This is a genomic window from Halosimplex halophilum, assembly GCF_004698125.1.
Taxonomy (GTDB): domain Archaea; phylum Halobacteriota; class Halobacteria; order Halobacteriales; family Haloarculaceae; genus Halosimplex; species Halosimplex halophilum.
Map to the genome: position 1 here is coordinate 217,062 of NZ_SRHV01000006.1, position 21,672 is coordinate 238,733.

Consider the following 21,672-nt stretch of genomic DNA (forward strand, 5'->3'; position numbering starts at 1 on the left):
CAATGCCGTTCACGATCGACTTCCTCGACGACGGGCGCGTCCTCGAATGGACGGTCACCGACGACGGCGCCGAACCCACGGTCGTCGACCACTACACGCCCCGCTTTTTCGTCGGGCCTCGCGATCCCGAGGCCGATATCGACCTCGCACGCCTCCGCCAGTGCTACGAGCGCCACCCGGCCGTGGCTGGCGTCGAAGTCGTCGAGCGACGCCCCGGCTTCCGGCGCGACCCCGAACGCCTGCTCGCCGTCGACGCCACCCACATCGACCGCGTGGCGTCGCTCGCCCGGCAAGCCCGCCGGCTCGACGCCTACCCCGTGGGCGAACTGGCCTGCTACAACGTCGATTTCACCCGCGAGTTCCGCTACTGTCTCGAACGCGGGGTCGACCCGACGCCCACCGGGGACCTGACGACGCTCTCGCTGTCGGTTCCGTTCACGGAGACGGCCGGCGACACGTACGAGACGCTGACCGTCGCCGGCGACACCGTCACCGGCAGCCCGGCGACGATCCTCGACGCTGTGGCGACCGCCGTCGAAGCACGAGACCCCGATGTACTCGTCTGCTCAACCGCCGATATCGTGCCGACGCTCTACGGCATGGCTGCCCGGGCCGACATCGAGGAGTTCACGCTGAGCCGCTGGCCAGATGTGGACTCCCAGCAACTCGCCGGGCAGTCGACCTACACGAGTTACGGCCGGGTGGGCCACTCGCCGGCGCGGTACAACGTCCCCGGGCGAGCGATCATCGACGAGTCGGCCACGTTCCTGTACGACGAGACCAACCTCGCCGGCGTCGTCGACCTGGTCGAGCGCTCGCACAAGCCCGTCCAGGAACTCGCCTGGGCGTCGATCGGCACCGTCCTCACCGCGATCCAGGTACGCGAGGCGACCGCCCGCGGTGTGCTCGTCCCGTGGAACTCCTGGCGCCACGAGCTGTTCAAGCCGATGGACACGCTGCACGACGCCGACCGCGGCGGGTTCATCTTCGCCCCCGATACGGGGGTCCACGAGGATGTCCACGAACTGGACTTCTCCAGTCTCTATCCGAACATCATCTGCACGCGGAATGTCTCGCCGGACGTGATCCGGTGTGACTGCCATCGTGACCGCGCGGACGTGCCCGGCCTCGACTACGCGATCTGTGACGAGCGGGGGTATCTCGTCGACGTCCTCGAACCGATCATCGAGGACCGCGACGCGATCAAGGCGGCCATCCGCGAGGAGCGTGCAGCCGACGACCCCGACGAGGACCGATTGGCCGCCCTCGAAGGTCGCTCGGACGCGCTGAAGTGGATCTTGGTCGCCTGTTTCGGCTACCAGGGCTTCGCGAACGCCAAGTTCGGCCGGATCGAGTGCCACGAGGCGATCAACGCCTTCGCCCGGGAGATCCTGCTGGACGCCAAACAGCGACTGGAGGCCGGAGGCTGCGAGGTCGTCCACGGCATCGTCGATTCGATCTGGGTGACGCCGGCACCCGATGTCCCACTCGGCGACCAGACCGACCTCGACACGCTTGCGGCCGACATCACCATCGAGTGCGCCCAGTGTGGAAAGCCGATCACCGGGGACGGGATCTCGGTGACGGTCGAGGAGCGACGATACTATCCCTGCTGTTCGTCGTGCGAGTCGATGTTCAAAGAAGAGTACGAGACATTATAGGCGGTAGCTGGCGAAGCCTGAATTACGTGGGCAAGCTCACTCGATTTCGGTGACATCTGTCGTTTCCATGGCATCGTCATGTTGCTCGCGAGTCACCCGGAGGCGGATTCCCTCGTCTCTGTCCGAGGCTTCGACGACGTTCACGACTTCTGGGGTGGCTTCGGGATCGAGTATCGTCACACGGTCGTCCTCAGTGACGATTCCGTATCCACTCTCGATACAGTGACCCATGAGTGCACAGTCGCGGGTGTGGACCCTCGCGTTCTCCAATAGCTCGTCTCGCGCGTTCTTTCGGATGCAGCCAACGTCCATGACGTAGCCCTCGACCGTCTCTGTGTCGGTACTCATAGCAAGCGTAGTACGAGTCTGACACGGAAGTGGCTTGGCGCAATCCTGTTGCGTTTAGTTTCCACAAACTATCTGCTACCAGCGAGAGAATCCCGGCCTGCAGGCCGGGCGTGAATCGCGTACGCTCTGATACAACGGACCCGGGTGACAGCCAGGTCGGATATTCTCCGTTCACTTTCACTCTGGTAGGCGATAACTTATCAGCCTCACCTCCAATAGACTCTGTATGGCGAATCGGGTCACTCGCACCTACGTTGCGTCCATTCGCAACCACCGGCAGGTGCGTAACGATCTCGATTTGCTCGGGTTCGCAGCCTCGAAACTCTGGAATATCGCCCGGTGGACGTGTGACCGCATCTGGCACGAAACCGGGACGATACCAGACCACGGTGTTCTCAAAGCGTACCTCAAGAGTCACGAACGCTACGCGGATTTGAACGCACAATCCAGTCAGGCAATTCTCGAAGAATTGGCTGAGGCGTTCGACTCGTGGTACGCACTCCGTGGAAACGGTGACGAAAACGCGAACCCGCCCGGCTACCGCAAGCACGGCGACGACCACCCGCGCTCGACAGTCACGTTCAAAGAGGACGGGTTCAAGCACGACTCCGACCACAACCGGATTCGACTCTCGAAGGGTCGAAACCTGAAAGATGGACGGCGAGACTTCATCCTCTGTGAGTACGCCGCTGACCCGGATGTGACCGTCCAGAACGTCCAGCAGGTCCGGGCGGTCTGGACCGGCACCGAATGGGAGCTGCACATCGTCTGCAATGTCGAGGTTGACAACCCGGACCCACCCGGTGACCGAGTAGCAGGTATCGACCTCGGCATCTGCAACTTCGCCGCCGTTGCAGTTGGCGACGACGCGTTACTGTATCCCGGTGGCGCGCTCAAAGAGGATGAGTACTACTTCCAGAAGGAGCGAGCGAAGTGCGACGACAGTTCCTCCCGACGAGCACACCGACTGGACCGGAAGCGCGACGAGCGCCGGACACACTTCTTTCACGCTGTCTCGAAGGACATCGTAACTGAGTGTGCCGCCCGAAACGTCGGGACGATCGCCGTGGGCGACCTGACTGGTATCCGTGAGGGCGCCGATTGGGGCGATCACGGCAACCTTGACCTGCATGGATGGGCGTTCGACAGGTTCACGGAGATGTTGGAATACAAAGCCGCTGAACGCGGTATCAGCGTTGAGCGTGTAGATGAGCGTGAGACGTCCAAATCCTGTGGGTCGTGTGGGACCACCGACGACAGCCAGCGCGTCGAGCGCGGACTGTACGTCTGTGAGGCGTGTGGACTGGTCGCCAACGCCGACGTGAACGGAGCCGAGAACATCCGGCAGAAGGTACTCCCGACTCTCGCCTGTGACGGGGGAGATAGGGATACCGGCTGGATGGCACAGCCAGCGGTGCGCCTGTTCGACAAATCCACGGGGCGAGTAGCCCCACAAGAACAGGTGACCCGCGAACCATAATATCCCAACGCTTGGGAAACCGCGCCGTTCACGTGCGGAGGATGTCATCCGGAGTCCTCAAGAGAATCACCTACTCCAGACTCGTCCAGCCCTCCGGTGCGTTTTCCCAGCCATCGAAGCACGTAGTAGGGGAGGATCAACTGTAACTGGAGCGCAATGTGGGTGACTTTCCGTCTCGAGAGCGAAATAGCGGTGATGGTTGGGCTGTTCGAGTATTTAAACGTCCTCGACACAATCCGTCGGGTCGGCGTTTCAGACGCGCCGTGGTATCGATATTACGAGTGCGATTCTAGTGTATTCGGGTGATGAATCTCGCTTACCTCTTTCTCGGCACGTCGTTTCTCGTTCTGGTCGTCATCGATCTACTGTGGACGACGCTCTGGGTCGAAGGTGGGGCCGGTCCGCTTACGACTCGACTGATGAGCTGGACGTGGCGGTTGCTTCGAAGGGTAGCAGGTCACCGACCCCGAGTGCTTTCGCTCGCCGGACCAATAGTTCTCGTACTCAGTCTCACTGTCTGGATCTGTCTTCTGTGGTTCGGCTGGACGTTCCTCTTCGCCGGCGGAGAGAGCACGCTGATGGATACTCGTGATCCGGGCCCCATCGCTTGGACGGAGCGGTTCTACTTCGTGGGCTATTCGGTCTTCACGATGGGGAACGGCGATTTCACCCCGCGGGACGGCCTCTGGCAGATCGTCACCGGCCTCACGACCGCCAGCGGGATGCTCTTCGTGACGCTGAGCGTGACGTACGTGCTCAACGTCCTCGGTGCGGTCACGCAGAAACGGTCGCTCGCCAGTAGCATCCACGGCCTTGGCGGGGGGAGTACCGAAATTCTTGAGCGAAGCTGGGACGGTGACTCGTTCCAGGGACTGGAAGTACCGCTCAACTCGATTTCCGGCCAGCTCGATACCCTCACGTCGAACCACAAGGCGTACCCGATCCTTCACTACTTCTACACGCCGCAGACAGAACAGGCACCGGTGACGAATATTGCCGTGCTCGATGAGGGGCTGACTCTTCTAGAATTCGGGGTCTCGGAACAGGATCGTCCAAGTGAAATCGCCATCGGCCAGGCCCGATCGAGTGTTCAGGACTACCTGAACACGCTCGACACAGCATTTGTCGAACCGGCCCAACGGACGCCTCCGGCTCCAGCGCTCGGCGTCCTTCGAGACAGCGGGATCCCGACGGTATCGGACCAGCAGTTCGACGAGTCGCTCGATTCGATCGACGATCGCCGGCGGACACTACTGGGACTCATCGAAGCCGACGAACGGCGCTGGCCCCTCTCAGATCGTCAGTGAGGACGCCAGAACAAACCACAAATCCATCACCCCTGGTGCCGTACTTCTGCCCACTGAGAGACCAATGGACGACCACTCCCACCACGATACGGAGAACGGAGAGGAAAGCGGAGATTCAGCCGACTCGCGGACGGAACAGTCGATGATCGAGGAGGAGGCCGACGACACCGCCGAGGTTGAATCGGCGATCGAGGAGAAACACGACCACCACACGGGACACGAAGCAGGTGGTCACGACCACGGCGAGGGTCACGGTGACCACGGTGGGATGCACGCCGGCCACGAACAGATGTTCCGACGGCGCTTTTTTGTCTCGACGCTACTCTCGATCCCCGTCCTCCTCTACAGCGAGTTCCTCCAGACCCAACTCGGCTTCACAGTGCCGGTATTTCCGGGCAGCGAGTGGATCAATCCCGTCTTCGCGGTCGTCGTCTTTGCCTACGGTGGGGTCCCGTTCCTCCGGATGGCAGTGCCGGAACTGAAAGACCGGGCGCCGGGGATGATGACGCTCATCTCGATGGCGATCACCGTCGCGTTCGTCTACAGCCTCGCAAGCGTCGTCTTCCCCACCCAGTCGGCGTTCTTCTGGGAACTGGTGACCCTGATCGACATCATGTTGCTAGGCCACTGGATCGAGATGCGGTCCGTCCGGCGTGCGTCGAGCGCCCTCGACGAACTGGCGAAGCTCATGCCGGACACCGCCGAGCGGCTCACCGAGTCCGGAGGCACCGAGGAAGTACCAGTCAGCGACCTCTCGGAGGGCGACCTCGTCTTAGTGCGGCCCGGCGCGAGCGTCCCCGCTGACGGCGTCGTCGAAGAAGGCGATTCAGACGTGAACGAGGCCATGATAACCGGGGAGTCGAAACCAGTCTCGAAGGAACCCGGCGACGAGGTCATCGGCGGGACGGTCAACGGCGACGGGAGTCTCCGGGTGCGGATCGACGCCACGGGTGACGAGACGACGCTGGCGGGGATCATGCGCCTCGTCGAGGAGGCACAGGAGAGCGAATCGAAGACGCAGGCCCTCGCAGACCGAGCCGCCGGGTGGCTGTTCTACGTCGCCCTCGGCGCCGCCGTCGTCACGGGAATCGCCTGGACGATCGCGACCACGTTCGACGCGGCTGTCATCGAACGAGTCGTCACCGTCCTCGTCATCGCGTGCCCGCACGCACTCGGCCTCGCGATCCCGCTCGTGGTCGCAATCAACACGTCGCTCGCCGCCCGCAATGGGATGCTCATTCGCGACCGGATCGCGATGGAGGACGCGCGAAACCTCGACGCGATCATCTTCGACAAGACGGGAACGCTCACGCAAGGCGAACACGGTGTTGTCGGGACGGCCACTGTCGACGGCGTGGACGAAGACGAAGCGCTCGAACTCGCCGCCGCAGTCGAAGGCGACTCCGAGCACATGATCGCCCGTGCCATCAGGGAGGCCGCCGCTGAGCGAGGAATCGATGCCCCTGACGCTGTCGACTTCGAGGCGATGAAGGGCCGAGGGGTTCGCGCCATCGTCGATGGTCGGGAGGTCTACGTCGGCGGCCCGAACCTCCTCGACCATCTCGACAGCGACGTTCCCGACGAGTTGCGGACCTTTGCCGACGAGGCCGGCGAAAATGCCCAGACTGTGGTCTATCTAGTCAGGGATGGAGAACTGCTCGCGGCGTTCGCGATGGCCGACGTTATCCGCGAAGAGAGTTACGCGGTCGTCGACGCGCTCCACGACTTAGACATCGAGGTGGCCATGCTGACGGGTGACTCTCGGGACGTGGCCGAGGCCGTCGCCGACGAATTGGGGATCGACACAGTCTTCGCCGAGGTACTGCCCGACGACAAGGACAAGAAAGTACAGGAGCTTCAGGACCAGGGCAAACTCGTCGGGATGGTCGGCGACGGCGTCAACGACGCGCCCGCGTTGACGCGAGCCGATGTGGGCATCGCCATCGGCAGCGGGACGGATGTTGCCGTGCAGTCGGCCGACGTCATCCTCGTCCAGAACAACCCGATGGATGTCGTCCGCCTCGTGAAGCTGAGCAACGCAAGCTACCGGAAGATGCAGGAGAACATCGTCTGGGCCGCCGGCTATAACGTCATCGCCATTCCGCTGGCCGCGGGCGTCCTCGCGCCGATCGGCGTCCTCCTGTCGCCCGCCATCGGCGCTCTCCTGATGTCATTGAGCACGGTCATCGTCGCGATCAACGCCCAGCTCCTCCGCCGTGTCGACCTCTCGGTCCCGAGTCTGTCGGGCATCTCGGCGGGCGAGCAGGCTCGTCCGGCGAACTAGCGTCTCTCGATCAATACTCCGCGTAGACACCATTCGCCCGGCCGTCATCGAACTCGTGGACAGTAAACGGTCCTTGCTTCGACCCGCCCATCCCAGGCGACCCTGCGGGCATCCCTGGCAATGCCACGCCGTCTATCGCGGGTTCCTCATCTAGGAGTGTTGCAATGACGGCTGTGGGGACGTGCCCTTCGACGACGTAGTCCTCGACCACGAGCGTGTGGCAACTCCGCAGTTCGTCAGGGACGCCGTGTCGCCGTTTGACCGCCGAGACATCGTCAGGTGTGGTTTCAGTAAGCGTCCCGTCTATCTGCTCTCCGAGGAACGTCGCGTACTCCGAACAACAGGTACAGCCGGGGGCACTGTACTGGTGGACCTCACCGACTTCGAGGGAAACATCGTCGCCTGATGTAGCCGTTCGACCGCCGCCCAGACAGCCCCCCAGTCCGATAGCGAGGGCCGTCACGCCTGCCCCGAGAACTTGCCGGCGCGTCCGTTGGGAACTCATTCGGTCTATCGTTCGTCCCAAGACGACTACTGTCCCGCGGGAATTCCAGAATCCTGAGAACGGGCGCGAACACTCGGACGTCGGCCTTGAGACCCTTCGCGAATGCGGTAGAAACTGGAACGGGCGCTCGCCGGTGGACGACCGGAGCGAGCAGACACTGTTCCTCAGGTGTCCGACGAGCCCCCGCTTCCGTCGCCGACACTCTCTAAGACGCGCTCGAATCGCTCCCGGACGTCGGTCGCAATGGGACCAAGCGCGTCGTTGTCCGCTATGCCCACGAGTTGCGCTGGGTTGACGGCACTCACCGCGATCTCGCCGTCGTCGGTTTCGTAGACGATGACGTTACACGGGAGGAGTGCGCCGAGTTCGATTTCCTCGTTGAGCCCCGCCAGCGCTAGCGAGGGATTACACGCACCGAGAATCCGATACTGCCGGAACTCCTCGTCGAGTTTCTCTTCGAGCGTCGCTTGCACGTCGATGTCACAGAGCACCCCGAATCCCTCGCTTTCGAGTGCGTCGATCGTCGCGTCAACCAGACGGTCGAAGTCTCCAGTCGACGTCGTCTGAATTGTATATGCCATACAGAAGGTAGTCCTGGGACCGTCTTAACCGTGCGCCGAATCGGGAGTATCTGGCCAAGAACGTCTAGCAACCGCGTCTCTGGCCGTACATCCCATCGCCGTTGTCACCGTGGGCTACGTCCTGAGCTATCCCGTCGACGGTCACACCCATGTGCGATTCCGTCCATTCGACAGCACCCGGACTCAGGTGGTCAATCATGTGCCCTTCCATCCAAGTGGGCCACTCAGCTACAGTTCCGTTGGCCTTGGGTGCGTCAGCTGCGGTCGTTTCGTCGCCGTGCGCGCTGACGATGGGAGTAACCAGGGTGAGGCCGACGATTGCGAGCGCTACGAGCAGCCAGCGGCCGATGTTGAAGTTGGTCATTGTCCCTCTCTTTGGTTACTCGTAGGATGGCTCGAGGGTTATCCGCAAGGGTGCGAATCGACACAGGAGACGGTTCGAAAAGGTGTATCGAGTGAGCTAACCGTTTCTATTGAATCAGACTGTTTGTCCCCACGAAATTTGGGAAGGTCACCCCCCATAACAGCAACCTAGTTTTCCAAAACAGGAGGGACTGAGCGTGCGAGCGACCGGTACCGCGAGAACCGTCGCGTTCCGGACAAACAGTTGAATGCAGGTGCGGAAAGATTCGCTCAGTCACTGTCGGCCGCTGTCCAGCCGGGAAGGCGCACGAAAGCAGTTCGTTCTGTAAAGGATCACTCACTCATTGATTTGAACAACAAGACACGTCCGCCGTAGAGATACTGGTTCTCTAGTCACAATCCCGTTAGGAACGGAACCCCATCTAGTCGATATGGAGCGGACGGAATACGCGATCCTCGCGGTCATCGCGCTAGCGACCGTCGGAATCGGCGTATTCACCACTTCTGAGCCACTCTCGACGTTCTTCGTCGAGAGCACCCAGGAATTCCTGACTACTACAGCGGCAATGGCGTGGATCACGTGGTGGGCGCTCGTCATCGGGTTTGCAATCGCTGGCGGCGTTGAGGCGTGGACCTCAAACGAGGAGGTGTCGGAGCTGCTGGAGGGACACGGCCCTCGCGAAATCGGCTATGGGTCACTGTTCGGGTTCGTTTCGTCGTCGTGTTCCTACAGTGCCATTGCCACGGCGAAGAACCTCTTCAAGAAGGGCGGCTCCGCGGCGGCGACACTCGGGGCGTTCATGTTCGCCTCGACCAACCTCGTCATCGAGATCGGCGCGGTCATCTGGATCCTGCTCGGCTGGCAGTTCCTCCTCGCGGACATCGTTGGCGGAATTACGCTCATCGGCCTGATGGCAGTGGGATTCGTTTACGTGGTTCCCGACGAGGTCGTCGAACAGGCTAGACAGAACGTCCGCGATGAGGGCACAGAGGACGTTCAGGATCCCGTTTGCGGGATGGAGGTCGACCCCGACGAGACCGATCACTCAATCGAACACGACGGGCGAACCTACTACTTCTGTTCACAGTCCTGTAAGGAGAGCTTCGACCCCGAAGCAGCCAACACAACCGTCCGTGAGAAGGCAACGTCGCTGTCGGGATGGAAAGCACTCGCGGATAAACAGTGGAAGGAGTGGGGAATGCTTTGGGACGAGATTGCTATCGGGTTCATCTTCGCTGGCCTCATCGCCGGGTTCATCCCCGACCAGGTCTGGACGTCAGTGTTCTCTGGCGCGACGTTCGGCTTGCCGGTGTACGTCTTCTGGACGGCGATCCTTGGGGCCGTTATCGGCGTCGCGACGTTCGTCTGCTCGGTCGGGAACGTGCCATTCGGCGCGGTCCTTTTCAGTAACGGCCTCCCCTTCGGGTCAGTCCTCTCGTACATTTACGCCGACCTCATCGTCCCACCAATCATGGATGCCTACCGGGAGTACTACGGGACGAAGTTCGCAGCGATCCTCTCGGGGCTAATCTTCGTGTCCGCTGTCTTCACCGGTGTCCTCATGCATTTCCTATTCCTCAGCGCGGGTCTGATCCCGGACCCTTCCAGCGTGCAGCTCGCCGAGGTATCGATCGAAATGAACTACAAGATGGTACTGAATGTCCTCGCCACCGTACTCTTCCTGTTCCTCTATTGGCTACACCGACAAGATTCAGTCGGTGAGGCGGGCAAACACGGCGAACACGTTCACACTGCTGACTGAGGGCCTGTTCTCTCCCGTTTTCAATTCGTCACTCGGGTAGATGCGGTATGTCCGACCTTGACGCTCGCGATACAGTGAGCTAATCACCGGTTCGAGGACACGACGCTCGTCTTCTGGCAGGCTGTCGAGGACCCGAGTGCATGATTGTACCGGTGGGTCAACCTCGTCGTTTGGCGATGAAGTGCCGTACGACATTTCATTTCTCTCTCCGGAAACCACCCCAGCCGTATCTGGGTGAGACAGAGTGCTTGGCCCAGATGCCAGAAGGTTGTCTGTGACGACTAGATATCCACCACCGACGAGGACGGAGACGACGACAATCCCGAGGACGAACCAGAGTGGATTTGTCCAGTGAACGGACCCCATTGACGCCCCATCATCCCGTCGAAAGCGTGCTGTCGCTGGGAGGCCTGCCAGTTGAGCAGGCTTCCGACGACGAGGACTATCCCGACGACGAGACCAACGGCAGCGTCGGCTCGGTGGCGGTTGATCCTGATCGCCCGGGCCGAATTGGGTGGCTGGTCATAGATATCGGTTTGGAAGGCGGCCTCGGACTCGTTTTGATTATTTGGTGTATCCCCGGGGAGTCAATTCAGCGTGACACCTCAACCCCGAGTGACGCGCGCCGAAACCTCTGCAATCAGAGGTAGCAGTGTGAGACGCCCAAACGGTGTGGTCTCCGTTCCGATTATGCTGAGGCGTCGTAGCCGGCCTTGTCGACTGCACTGACGAGAGCGTCGGTGTCCGCGTCGCCCTCCACGGTCGCCGATTCGGCCTCGCGATCGGCCTTCGCGCTCGAGACGCCGTCGACATCTTCGAGCGCTTCTTCGACGGTCCGCTCGCAGTGCTCGCAGGTCATCCCCTCGACGGAGATTGTTTCGCTCATACAGGTAGAGATACGAGTGCCTATTCTTTGTCGCTTTCTACTTTGATTCCAAATTCATAGCCCACCTGAACATTGTAGACCCAAGTACAATCCGTTGAATTGGAGGGCGTGCGAGGCGAAAATTCACGGCTTTAGCCGTGGATAGCTCAATGGCAGTAGAGAGAGAGACGTGAACCGCTCGGGGTCAAGCCCCAAGACGGTTCACAATCGGCACTCACCGGAGGCGGCCGGCGACGAAACTATTTCCTGAATCGTCTCCGTAGTATCGGTGTGTCCACGACTGTTTCGACGCCCGATGCGGACGAGGGCTGTACGTACTGCGGGGCCCGGATCTTCGACCACGACCCGATCTGCGTCAGGGACTGCACCGACGATTGTGGTTCGCCGACCTACTTCTGCAACTACGCGTGCCTCTCGGCACACATCGACGAAAGTGACCTCACGACTGGCAATGCCTGCGAGTGGTCTCCCGAGTGAGTGAGCGACGGTCACTCGACATCCGTCGCCCGATAGAACACCAGTATGCCGATAGCGAGGAGGACGACGGCGTACGCGACGGCGCCGCCGAAATCCAACGCGTCGACGCTGGACGTGAACGCCGCGTCGAAGAGCGCGTTCGTCGCATAGTGGCTCGGTAGGAACCTCGTCCATTCGGGCGCGTCGGTCGCGAGCGGGTTCTGGAACATGAGAACGTCCACCATCGGCGCGAACAGCATCACGTAGACGCCGCTGAGTCGGCCGAGGACGAGGCCGACGACGACGCCGAGGATGCCGTAGGTGAGGCCGACGAGCAGCGTCGCGGCGACGAACGGGGCGATCGACTCGGGCGTGAACGCCAGCACGGCGACGAGCACTGACGCGGCCGTCACGACGACGGTCCCGAGTCCGAGCGTACTGACCCGCGATACGACGAGGTCTGTCGCGCTGTAGCCGGCGAGTCGAAGCCTGTCGTCGGCCGCCTGCGACGCCTGGACGAGGAACAGCCCCACGATGCCCGAGAGGATGGCGACGGTCACGGGCGTCATAAACGCCGCCGCGAAGTTTGCCATGGGAACGGTGACGGTCGTCCCGTCGATCATCGCCGGAACGTTCACGTCCGGGACCAGCAGGACGAACGCACCGATGATGTACGCCGGGAGGAATGCAAGGAGTGCCAGCAGGACCGGGGTCCGACGGAACTCCCGGATCCCCATCGTCACGGCGGTCGCGACGCGCCGGTTCATCAGGCGTCACCTCCGGACTCGACCTGGTAGGTGTAGGCGGCGACGCTCAGGAGCGCGAACAGCGAGAGGTGGCCGAGGGCCGGGACCAAGTGGTCGGTCGCTAGCGAGCCATCGACGACGGCCTGGGTCACGATGGCGTGGGGATGCGCGAGCGGCGCGAACTTCGTGATGCTGTCCTCGATGCCGAACAGGCCGCTCGCGAAGACGTTGTCCACGTCGGCCAAGATGACCAGTAGGAGTGACCCCTCCAGTTCCCTGGGGAGTACGCTCCCGACGACGATGCCCAGCAGGCCATAGATGGCACCGGCCAGTGCGAGCCCGGCGAACGCCGCGGCCGGTGCTCCGACCGGATCGTCGACGAGGACCACCAGCGAAAGTGTGGCGACGACCCCGACGACGGCGCTCGCCACGGCGACGGTCGCAAATCGCGCGACGACCAGCTCGACGCCGCGGAAGCCACAGATCGCAAGCCGGCGGTCGGCGTGGCGGGCGCTGATCATCTGGAAGAGCCCCAGGACGCCCGCGAGCGCGCCGGTGGCGAACACCGCGCCGGTGACCCGGCCGACCGTCGCGACCGATCCGGTCACCGCGAAGATCCCCACGTCGGGGAACTGCCCCATGCCGACGCCATAGATCTGGATCGACAGCGCCGGCAGGACGACCAACATGACGACGGTGAACGGTTCCCGGACGAACGAGCGCGTGCTCGCCCGGATGCCCGCGACGGTCCGGGTGACACCGTTCATTCGCCCTCCTCCTGCCCGGCGGTCGCTCGCTGCCCACCTCCAGCGTCGGCTCCGTCGACGAACGAGGCGGTCCGCTCACAGGCGACTGCGTCGTCGGTCGGTTCCGGGTCCAGGCTGTCGTCGTTGCCGATCTCCTGTCTGTGGAGGTGGCCATCGTGGAGCTCGTAAACGACGTCGAACCGATCGCGCTCGTTGATGATGTGGGAGATGATAGCGACGCCGACGCCACGGGCCCGCAGTTCCTCGGTGAGGTCCCAGAACGCAAGGAACGTCTCCCAGTCGAATCCGGTGTACGGTTCGTCCAGCAGGAGGAGATCGGGCTCGTGCATCAGCGCGACCGAGAGGTTAACTTTCTGTCGGTTGCCGCCGCTGAGGTGACGAATCTGCCGGTCGCGGAATCGGTCGAAGTCCAGCACGTCGGTCAACCACTCGCGCGCCTCGACGATCTCGTCGTCGGTCATCCCGTAGGCCGTCCCGAACAGCTCGAAGGTCTCGTCGACGGTCAGCCGGTCGTACAGCCGCGGTTCCTGCGGACACCAGCCGACGGAGCCGGCTCGTTCGACCTCGCCGGCGTCGTGGTCGAGGACGCCGGCGAGGATCCCCATGAGCGTCGACTTGCCGCTCCCATTCTCACCCATGATCCCGACGACCTGGCCATGCTCGACATGGAGCGTCGCCCCGTCGAGCACCTCGACTGACCGGGCGAACGGCAGCCGCGAGTCGTAGGTCTTCTCGACGCCGGTCGCTCGAACGACCGCGTCTCGCGATCCGTCTTCGGCCGTGGTGGCGCGCGCGCCGCCGGTTCGGTCCGTGGTCATCACACATCTAACAACGAAACCATATTTCAACCGAATTTCCCTTGTCGAAGCGGCCCTGAACGCTGCCAAAAATTTCGATACGAAACTCCTGGTCCGTTGTGCCCCGACCGGGCGGCCACACGAGGCGGTCACATCTTCCGGAGAGGCACCGCTCCAGTGACGGCTGCCTGGCCGAGAACCCGTGCCAATCCCTCATACGCAGCAGTTTAGCCCGTCGATCGGAATGTAAGGGAGCGGGCAGTCAGGGTTTCGATATAAAATATACGATGCCGATCTGCTATGTATTCCGAACGGCAATCGCATTGAATGGTGCCGTCGTAGGATAGGTCAGGCTCCACTGATGTGGACCAGTGATTCCATGGCTACCGACAACACCGACCGACGCGTCGTCTGGATAGCGCTCGCCGTCGTCGCCGCTCTCGTCGTGATTCCCTCTCTCGGGATGGGATTCGGGGTGATGGGCTTCGGCCCGATGATGGGCGGCCACGGGATGTGGGGGGAAACCGGAATGGCGCCGGGCTGGTTGCTCCTCGTCGGGCTCCTGATGCAGTTGCTCTTCCTCGCCGCGCTCATCAGTGGCGTCTACCTTGTCTACCGCGTGGTCGTCGGCCGCGACGGAGATGGGACCGACCCGGCGCTCGAAGAACTCCGCCTCGCCTACGCTCGCGGCGATTTGAGCGAGGAGGAGTACGAGCGGCGACGTGACCGCCTTGAATCCAGTGCAGACCCTCCTCAGAGCGATGATCATCACTGAAATAGATATGTCGAGTTCCGGGGTCGGTGGCTTTCCACACGTCGGCCCACAGCAGATATCCCCTCCGAAACGGTCGGACACTGCGAGGCAGATGCTCCGAAGTTCCCTCGAACCGGAGGTGACGACCCATGGCCGTTGAGACTGTGATCCACGACGCGCTCGTGCTCACGGTTGACGACCGCAACCGACTGTACGAGCGCGGAACGGTCCTCGTCGACGGCGGTCAGATCACCGAAGTTCGAAAATCACGAGATGGCGACGCGGACATCACAGCCCAACACGTCGTCGACGGCGACGGGAAACTGGTGATGCCGGGACTGATCAACGCCCACACGCATCTCGAACTGACGCCGCTGATCGGCGCGTTCAGCGACCTCGGCCTGCTGGAGATGATGGGGAGCATGACGGCCCTCTACGGACGCCTCGGCGAGGGTGAGTTCGACTACCTCGCGGAAACGGGGTACGAACTCGCCGCTCTGAACTTCCTCATCGGTGGCGTGACGACGGTCAACTCCATGGACGTACGGCCCGAGGCGGGCGCGGAGACGTTCGGCGAGGCCGGCCTCCGCGGGTTCTTCGGCCAGGCGATCACGGACCTCTTCTGGGACGTTCCCGTCGACGAGCAGTTCGCCCGTGCCCGCGCATTTATCGACGAGTATCACGACGCGTACGACGGACGCATCCGGGCGACGGTCTGTCCTCACGACGACTGGTCGTGTACCCGCAAACTGTGGGAGCAAACCGCGGATCTCGCGGCCGAGTACCCCGACCTGCTCGTCCACACGCACCTGCTCGAACTAGAGGAGAGCAACACGATGGCCAGATCAAACGGCGCCGAGGATTCGCTGGCACTCCTCGACGATGTTGGTCTCCTTGACGACCGTCTGGTCGCCGCTCACTTCCGCGTCGCCGATGACGAAGACATCGCACGCACCGCCGAGGCGGAGGCGTCCGTCGCACACTGCCCGTCGGTGTTCGCCTATTGGAACCCTGACGCCGAGATGCAATGGACACCCGTTCCCGAACTTCGGGCCGCGGGCGTCGACGTCGGGCTAGGCATCGACGACCACTACTGGCACGACTCCTACAGCATGTTCGGTGAAGCGCGGCAGGCCCGCCTCGCGGCCAACGTCAAGCGGACGACTGGCCAGTACTCGTCGATGGAACTGGTCCGAATGCTCACGATCGAGGGTGCCCGCACCCTCGGCATCGGCGACGAAATCGGAAGTATCGAACCGGACAAGCGAGCGGACCTCCTCGTCCTCGATGTCGATAAGCCGAAGTTCACCCCATTGACGAACGTGCCCGCTCACGTAGTGAACAACGCCGCACCGGCCGACGTGGAGACGGTTCTCGTCGACGGCGACGTCGTGATGCGGGGTGGGGAACCGATCACGATGGACGTCGACGCAGTCCAGGAGCGAGCGGAACGAGCGGTCGAGCGCTTCGCCGACGAGACTGGCTGGGAGCTCCACCTCGGTGGTGCCGAGCCCCCAGACACGGTCGAAACGCTCCGTGACCTCCCGAAACGCGGGCCTTCGCGGCTGGTGTCTCGGCTCGCCGTCCAGTCGGCTCGCGACAAATTCCCCTTCTAAACACCCGTGACGACCGCACAGTTCCCACCTGGGTACGTTCCGTTCGAGGATGTCCGTCAATCGCTCCCGATACCACGACAGGTTCAGGTGTCCGATTCGGTCGAGTTAGAGACGTTGCATCTGTCCGGTCCAGATCCGGCTATCGTGTTTGTCCACGGTGGCCTTGGCTCGCTCTGGAACCCGTATCCCCAACTGGCTGCCTTCGAAGGGGAACACGAATTGGTAACCTATTCCCTCGCGGGGAACGGAAACTCGACGGCCAGACCGACGCAATCCCTTGCTGGCCACGTCTCTGACCTTCGGCAATTGCTCGACGAACTTCAGATTGATCAGCCGATCGTTCACGGCCACAGTTACGGTACCGCCGTCGCCATCGAATACGCCAAGCGCCACCCGATAGCGGGCGTCGTTCTCCACGCCGGTGGCGATCACGACCTCACGCCGGCGTGGGAAAAGCCACTGCTACGTCTGTTTCTCGCACTTCGCCTCTATCGAATACCCGTTAACGACGCGCTCATCCGGCAACTGGCCTACACTGTGGGATTCCACGAGGAAACATCGCCGGCTGTGGTCGAGGACTTCCTGCAATCGAACCCGTTACCGCATCGGCGATCGGCATGGACGACCGTTACTGAGGGGTTCTGGGGGTATGACGGTCGAAGCACTATGGACCAAATCGATGTGCCGACGCTCGTCATCCACGGGCCTGCAGACGGGATCGTCCCAGTGGAAGTAGGACGTGACACGGCGATCCGAATTCCCAAGGGTGTGTTCTGTCGGGTTGAGCGAACCGGGCACGTGGCAATGATCGAACGGCCTGATGCGTACAACACGCTGATTCGAGCACTCGTCACTGCGATACGCGAAACCCTCAACCTTGATGCGGCACTCTCAAGCCACCTTGAATGCGAGGAGTGATTCGCCATGACGGTCGATCGTTTCGAGACTCATTCGTGACCCCACCGGTTCGAGAGGTCACCCGTTCGGGCCCGGAAAAAACACGCTACGGAAGCGTTCCACCGACAGCCTCCGACACTGATGACTCGTGGTCACCGGACGAGTGGGGAATACGGTGAGAACTGTCTGAGGCGCGCCGACGCTGGAAGTCGTCTCTGAGAGCGTGCCTGTCCGAGCTACCGGCAGCCAGCTACCGTCGAGTGACAATCGCTTCGATCGCCGGTTCGGGCCGTAGTTGTAGCGAGGGGGTAAACGTCAGCGGGCCGTCGACCGAGACGGCCAACTCGACAGTGGCGAGGATCGTCGCCACGACGAGCGCCAGTTCCTGCTTGGCGAAGTGCATCCCGACGCAGTTGCGCGGGCCACCGCTGAACGGGAAGTAGGCGTACTCGGGCCGGTTGGTGGCCCGCTCCCAGCGAGTCGGGTCGAACGTCGTCGGGTCGTCCCAGAACCGGTCGTCGCGATGGACCGGCCACTGCGGGAGCAGGAACTGTGCCCCCGCCGGAAGGTCGTAGCCGCCGAGGGTCACCGGTTCGGTCGCCTGCCGCATGACGCCCAGCGTCGGTGGATACAGGCGCAGTGTCTCGGCCACGACGTGTCGGGTGTGTTCGAGCCCCGGGAGCAGTTCGCTGGCTGGCTGCTCGTTCCCGACGACAGTTTGAGCCTCCTCGGTCAGCATCGCCCGGTGGTCCGGATGCTCGTCGAGCACCCGCCAGACGTGGGTCAGCGCGACCGAGGGGGAGTCGTGGCCCGCGAGCAACATCGCGACCACGTTCTCCCGGACTTCCGCCAGCGACAGGTCGCCCGCATCGTGGGCGTCCAGCAGGACCGAACAGAGGTCCTTACCCCGGTCCGTCCCCCGACGCTCGGTGATGATGTCATCGACGAACGCGTCGAGTTCGGTCACCGTTCGCTCGAAGCGCCGGTCCGTCGGCGTCGGCACCCAGTCGGGAAGCAGCTGGCCGGGTCTGCGGAAGTTCGCCCGGTCGACGAGCGCGTCCGCTGCAGCCATGACGACCGCTTCGCGGCCACGAATATCCACGTCGAGGAGCGCGTCGGCGAGGACGGTCACGGTGAGCCGCCGCATCTCCTCGTAGAGGTCGATCTGCTCGCCGTCGTCCCACGCTTCGATGCAGGCCGCCGTCGTTTCGACCGTCCGGTCGGCGTAGCGGCCCATCGCGTCGCGGGTGAACGCGGGGTGCAATGCCCGCCGGAGGCGCTCCCATCGCTCGCCGGTCGTCGTGGTGACTGCGTGGTCCTCGACCCCGCTGAACGTCTCGCGCTGGGCGGGACTGATCGTGAACGACTCGTGGTCGTCGACGAGAATCTGTTCGATCAGGGCCGGGCCCGTCACGAGATACATCTCCTGGCCGGGGATGTCGAGGCGAACGATGTCGCCGAGTGTCGCCCACCGCTCCATGGCGTCGACCGGGTTCCGAGCGAACGCGAGGCCGTTACCGAACAGTGGAACACCGTCCGGTGTCGGCGGCGAGGCCGTCGTGTCGGCAGCCATCCGTTGGGCAGTCATGAATAACCAATCGACCGCCAAACTGTTCGATACTGTGGCGAAGTGCCTAGCTTCTTTTTACGTAATGGCTGCGACCGCACCGGCATGAAGTACCTCGATGTCCGAATCGATCTGCCGGACCGGATGCTGCATCCGATGCAGGCGTTCATCCGCCACGAGGAGGCCGTCCAGTACGAGGAGATGCTCGCGTGGCGCGTCCGCCCCGACGCGGACGTCGAGTACGCCCTGTACTACGTCGAGGCGGACCTGGAGGCGTACCGGGAAGCAGTGCACGATATCGAGACGGTCGTCGAGTGTCAGATCACGCCGGTCGACGACGGGGCCGCGCACGTCTGGGCGTGCGAGGAGACGCGTCCCGAGACCCGCGCGTGGCGTGACGCCTTCGCCGACCGGCAGTTGATCGTGGTGCCGCCGATCCGGTTCGACAAGAGGGCCACGATGGCGCTGACGATCGTCGGTGATGGGGGTGCTATCCACGACACGATCGAGACGATTCCCCCTGCGGTGGACGTGACTATCGACGAGATCGGCACCTACGACCGCCGCGGGGGAACGCTGGTCGGTACGCTCACCGACCGGCAGCTCGTCGCTATGGGAACGGCACTCCGACTCGGCTATTACGAGGTGCCCCGTGACGCGACGCTTGCGGACATCGCGGACGAACTCAACTGTGCGGAGAGCACTGCATCGGTCCTGCTCCGCCGAGCCGAGCGGGATATTCTCTCCCGGGTGTTCGACCGCTATGGGGGGACTGCCGATCAGATTTCGGCAGCACACGTGACTGCTCGGGAGGGGTGATCGAATCCATGGCTGTCGCTCGGGCCTTACTCAGCGGATCATTTGCTGAATTTGACACAGTGACAGAGGTTTCCGAAGATTTATCAATCCAAAATAGAACGATGGGGACATGAGTGAATCAAATAGGAGTACAACGTTTACTTGTATTGCGATTTTTTCTCTTATTGGGATTTCATTGTTCGGTGGCGTCGCGGCCGGTGACGACCCGACCTTCGTTGAGGAGCCGATCTCTACTGACGAAACATGGACACCCGGGGAAGGCCCCTATCGTGTTACAGACGATATCACGGTTTCTAACGGAACTCAGCTGACAATAGAACCAGGGACGACTGTTGAATTTGTGGAGGGCGGTTCGCTTATAATCAAAGGAGAACTAGTTGCCGGCCAGAATAATAGCGAGAACGTTCAATTTACAACCTTGTATGATGATGCCAGTGCAGGTAATTGGGATGGATTGATCATCCAGGGGTCCGCCGAATTGAACGATGTGTCAATCAACAAGCCGACAAATGGTCTTGTTATAAACAATGGCGGTGCCGCTGAGGCTACTAGCATACAGTTCCATGAGACTCAACATTCCGCCGTCGTACTCGACTCTGGCGGTACCGCAGTTTTAATTGATGCAAAGTTCGGAGAGATCAGCGATGGGACCACTCCTTCAGACATATCCTTCGAGGGCGCGGGTGGGCTTACGATCCGTTCCTCTGTCGTCCCGCATGGGATCAGCGGCCACTCCGATAGCGCCGGAGTTACCCATCTCACGGCGATAAATAACGATTTTCGAGGGGAAATATCGTTTTCAGGCAGAACGAATGAGGTAACATTCAAAAATAACCTAATCAGAGATGAGATAATATTTGAGCGGCGATACGGCGGTGGAAGCGGTTTCGTCTTTACACAGAACACGATCACCTCTGCTGGGAAAGTGTCGATTTCAGTTATAGACACTCTCTCTGATGTCACCGTCACGGAAAACAATCTGACTAACGGCCGCTTCCTGATTTCATCCTCAGGTACAACCCAGCACGTCCGGGTTCAATCAAACACTGGAAAGAACGGTGTCATCAAGATCATCGGGGGGGACAATCTCAATGATGTCACTGTTCGAGGGAACAAGTTCCAAAATACACGGCTTCAGCTCCGCGGTTCCTCCCTCTCAAACATTCAAGCTAGCGAGAACACGCTTTTCGGGGGCAGTCGAGGAATCGAATTAATTGCTGAACATCAAGTCGAGAAGGCTGAGTTGACTCAGAACCGAATCTACTGGGCGGAATCGGCGGGAATCTATATTAAAACAAACCACCCCAGCGTAGGGGACGTGACCGGTACCAATATTTCGAACAACATGATTGCTCGAAATGGCGGTGCTGGCATTTTTATTAACTCGCCTAGTGCGAACATCTGTTGTGACGACGATGCCAAATCAGTGATCAGTGAGAACCATCTTGTGAATAATACGTTAGGTATTGAACTGATCAAAGGGAAACCGACTGTCATAGAACAGAACCACGTCGTTGGAAACAATAAGACGGGGATACGGCTGGCTGCAGATGGACCGGCTATTGATTCGGCAACTGTTTTCACTGTTAACCAGAGCAATATTTATGATAACGGGGCCGCTCTGACATACGAATCAGGGACTGATGCAGAGGTTATCGCGGAAAATAACTACTGGGGGGCACCGAGTGGCCCCCATTACCCAGCTATCCTTCCAGAAGGAGAGGGCGGCAACGTTTCGAGTCAGGGAGAAATTGTAAATATCAATCCTTGGAGAGAGTCCCGTTTTGACGGGCTCGTTCCTGAGAGTGTTCCACCCAAGCAGCCGGAGCAATCGGACTCCGAACAATCAGCTACTCCAACGGTAACCGATTCAGAGAGATCTACCGTAGAAGAAAACTCTGCACAGATGCAGACTATATCAGAAACAGAAGAGAACTCAGAGTTAGACGGTGATCGTGATGATGCCTCGGGGTCCCGAGGACCCGGGTTCGGAATCGTAGCTACACTGCTTGCCGTTTCCGCCGTAGCGATCCTCGCTAATAGAGGGGGAGAATAAATAAGAGTCATCAGCAGCC

Annotated in this window: 20 protein-coding genes and 1 pseudogene; 12 read left to right on the top strand and 9 right to left on the bottom strand. The window is 61.5% G+C overall.

The genetic code is table 11. From position 1 onward, the window contains the following. Window positions 1–2: 2 nt before the first annotated feature. A pseudogene (locus tag E3328_RS21250) lies at window positions 3–1,532 on the top strand (type B DNA-directed DNA polymerase); the annotation flags it as partial. Then, entirely contained in the window at window positions 1,533–1,661 is a 129-nt protein-coding gene (locus tag E3328_RS22785; protein WP_281275824.1) for a TRASH domain-containing protein, read from the top strand. 36 nt (window positions 1,662–1,697) lie between these two features. Here E3328_RS22785 and E3328_RS21255 read toward each other — a convergent pair whose 3' ends face one another. Beyond that, window positions 1,698–2,009, bottom strand: coding sequence for a hypothetical protein (locus tag E3328_RS21255; protein WP_135366649.1), 312 nt, complete (start codon window positions 2,007–2,009; stop codon window positions 1,698–1,700). A gap of 226 nt (window positions 2,010–2,235) precedes the next feature. Between E3328_RS21255 and E3328_RS21260 the strand changes: the two genes are divergently transcribed. The 3 genes from E3328_RS21260 (at window position 2,236) to E3328_RS21270 (ending at window position 7,080) form a co-directional block, all read left to right on the top strand. Further along, the gene (locus tag E3328_RS21260; RefSeq protein ID WP_135366650.1) at window positions 2,236–3,489 is read left to right on the top strand and encodes an RNA-guided endonuclease InsQ/TnpB family protein; all 1,254 of its coding nucleotides are present in this window, start codon (window positions 2,236–2,238) and stop codon (window positions 3,487–3,489) included. Between the two features lie 305 nt (window positions 3,490–3,794). Beyond that, entirely contained in the window at window positions 3,795–4,796 is a 1,002-nt protein-coding gene (locus E3328_RS21265; RefSeq protein WP_135366651.1) for a potassium channel family protein, read from the top strand. A 64-nt stretch (window positions 4,797–4,860) separates the two neighbouring features. After that, window positions 4,861–7,080 carry a copper-translocating P-type ATPase gene (locus tag E3328_RS21270; RefSeq protein WP_209452260.1) on the top strand — a complete coding sequence of 740 codons (2,220 nt, stop codon included), beginning with the start codon at window positions 4,861–4,863 and terminating at the stop codon, window positions 7,078–7,080. A gap of 10 nt (window positions 7,081–7,090) precedes the next feature. On the opposite strand, the gene E3328_RS21275 is transcribed toward E3328_RS21270, so the two are convergent. The 3 genes from E3328_RS21275 to E3328_RS21285 all read right to left on the bottom strand — a co-directional run bounded on the left by E3328_RS21275 (window position 7,091) and on the right by E3328_RS21285 (window position 8,530). After that, a complete protein-coding gene (locus E3328_RS21275; RefSeq protein WP_135366652.1) occupies window positions 7,091–7,585 on the bottom strand; it encodes a DUF411 domain-containing protein in 495 nt (164 codons plus the stop codon). A gap of 164 nt (window positions 7,586–7,749) precedes the next feature. Beyond that, window positions 7,750–8,166, bottom strand: a complete 417-nt coding sequence (locus tag E3328_RS21280) for a DUF302 domain-containing protein (RefSeq protein WP_135366653.1) — start codon at window positions 8,164–8,166, stop codon at window positions 7,750–7,752. 64 nt (window positions 8,167–8,230) lie between these two features. Beyond that, window positions 8,231–8,530 (bottom strand): hypothetical protein, encoded by a 300-nt coding sequence (locus tag E3328_RS21285; protein WP_135366654.1) that lies wholly within the window; start codon window positions 8,528–8,530, stop codon window positions 8,231–8,233. A 430-nt stretch (window positions 8,531–8,960) separates the two neighbouring features. On the opposite strand from E3328_RS21285, the gene E3328_RS21290 reads away from it, so the two are divergent. Further along, window positions 8,961–10,292: a permease gene (locus E3328_RS21290; protein WP_135366655.1), complete on the top strand. Its 1,332-nt coding sequence runs from the start codon at window positions 8,961–8,963 to the stop codon at window positions 10,290–10,292. A 688-nt stretch (window positions 10,293–10,980) separates the two neighbouring features. Here the strand turns inward: E3328_RS21290 and E3328_RS21300 are convergent. Beyond that, window positions 10,981–11,178 (bottom strand): heavy-metal-associated domain-containing protein, encoded by a 198-nt coding sequence (locus E3328_RS21300; RefSeq protein ID WP_135366656.1) that lies wholly within the window; start codon window positions 11,176–11,178, stop codon window positions 10,981–10,983. Window positions 11,179–11,448: 270 nt separating this feature from the next. Between E3328_RS21300 and E3328_RS21305 the strand changes: the two genes are divergently transcribed. After that, window positions 11,449–11,655: a hypothetical protein gene (locus E3328_RS21305; protein ID WP_135366657.1), complete on the top strand. Its 207-nt coding sequence runs from the start codon at window positions 11,449–11,451 to the stop codon at window positions 11,653–11,655. 11 nt (window positions 11,656–11,666) lie between these two features. Here the strand turns inward: E3328_RS21305 and E3328_RS21310 are convergent, their stop codons facing one another. Genes E3328_RS21310 through E3328_RS21320 form a run of 3 tightly spaced genes read right to left on the bottom strand, consistent with a single transcriptional unit; the run spans window position 11,667 to window position 13,965 of the window. Then, complete coding sequence (locus E3328_RS21310) at window positions 11,667–12,401, bottom strand: hypothetical protein (protein WP_135366658.1); 735 nt, start codon at window positions 12,399–12,401, stop codon at window positions 11,667–11,669. Further along, window positions 12,401–13,147, bottom strand: a complete 747-nt coding sequence (locus tag E3328_RS21315) for a hypothetical protein (RefSeq protein ID WP_135366659.1) — start codon at window positions 13,145–13,147, stop codon at window positions 12,401–12,403. The genes E3328_RS21310 and E3328_RS21315 overlap by 1 nt, the downstream gene beginning before the upstream one ends. Next, window positions 13,144–13,965: an ABC transporter ATP-binding protein gene (locus E3328_RS21320; protein ID WP_135366660.1), complete on the bottom strand. Its 822-nt coding sequence runs from the start codon at window positions 13,963–13,965 to the stop codon at window positions 13,144–13,146. The genes E3328_RS21315 and E3328_RS21320 overlap by 4 nt, the downstream gene beginning before the upstream one ends. Before the next feature lie 358 nt (window positions 13,966–14,323). Between E3328_RS21320 and E3328_RS21325 the strand changes: the two genes are divergently transcribed. The 3 genes from E3328_RS21325 to E3328_RS21335 all read left to right on the top strand — a co-directional run bounded on the left by E3328_RS21325 (window position 14,324) and on the right by E3328_RS21335 (window position 17,232). After that, window positions 14,324–14,719 (top strand): SHOCT domain-containing protein, encoded by a 396-nt coding sequence (locus tag E3328_RS21325; protein ID WP_135366661.1) that lies wholly within the window; start codon window positions 14,324–14,326, stop codon window positions 14,717–14,719. Between the two features lie 128 nt (window positions 14,720–14,847). Continuing rightward, entirely contained in the window at window positions 14,848–16,314 is a 1,467-nt protein-coding gene (locus tag E3328_RS21330) for an amidohydrolase family protein (protein WP_135366662.1), read from the top strand. Window positions 16,315–16,401: 87 nt separating this feature from the next. Then, window positions 16,402–17,232: an alpha/beta fold hydrolase gene (locus E3328_RS21335; protein ID WP_167837510.1), complete on the top strand. Its 831-nt coding sequence runs from the start codon at window positions 16,402–16,404 to the stop codon at window positions 17,230–17,232. Window positions 17,233–17,461: 229 nt separating this feature from the next. On the opposite strand, the gene E3328_RS21340 is transcribed toward E3328_RS21335, so the two are convergent. Next, window positions 17,462–18,799, bottom strand: a complete 1,338-nt coding sequence (locus E3328_RS21340) for a cytochrome P450 (protein ID WP_135366664.1) — start codon at window positions 18,797–18,799, stop codon at window positions 17,462–17,464. 84 nt (window positions 18,800–18,883) lie between these two features. Between E3328_RS21340 and E3328_RS21345 the strand changes: the two genes are divergently transcribed. Next, window positions 18,884–19,597, top strand: coding sequence for a helix-turn-helix domain-containing protein (locus E3328_RS21345; protein ID WP_135366665.1), 714 nt, complete (start codon window positions 18,884–18,886; stop codon window positions 19,595–19,597). A gap of 109 nt (window positions 19,598–19,706) precedes the next feature. Further along, a complete protein-coding gene (locus E3328_RS21350) occupies window positions 19,707–21,653 on the top strand; it encodes a right-handed parallel beta-helix repeat-containing protein (protein WP_135366666.1) in 1,947 nt (648 codons plus the stop codon). The last annotated feature ends 19 nt before the right edge of the window (window positions 21,654–21,672 follow it).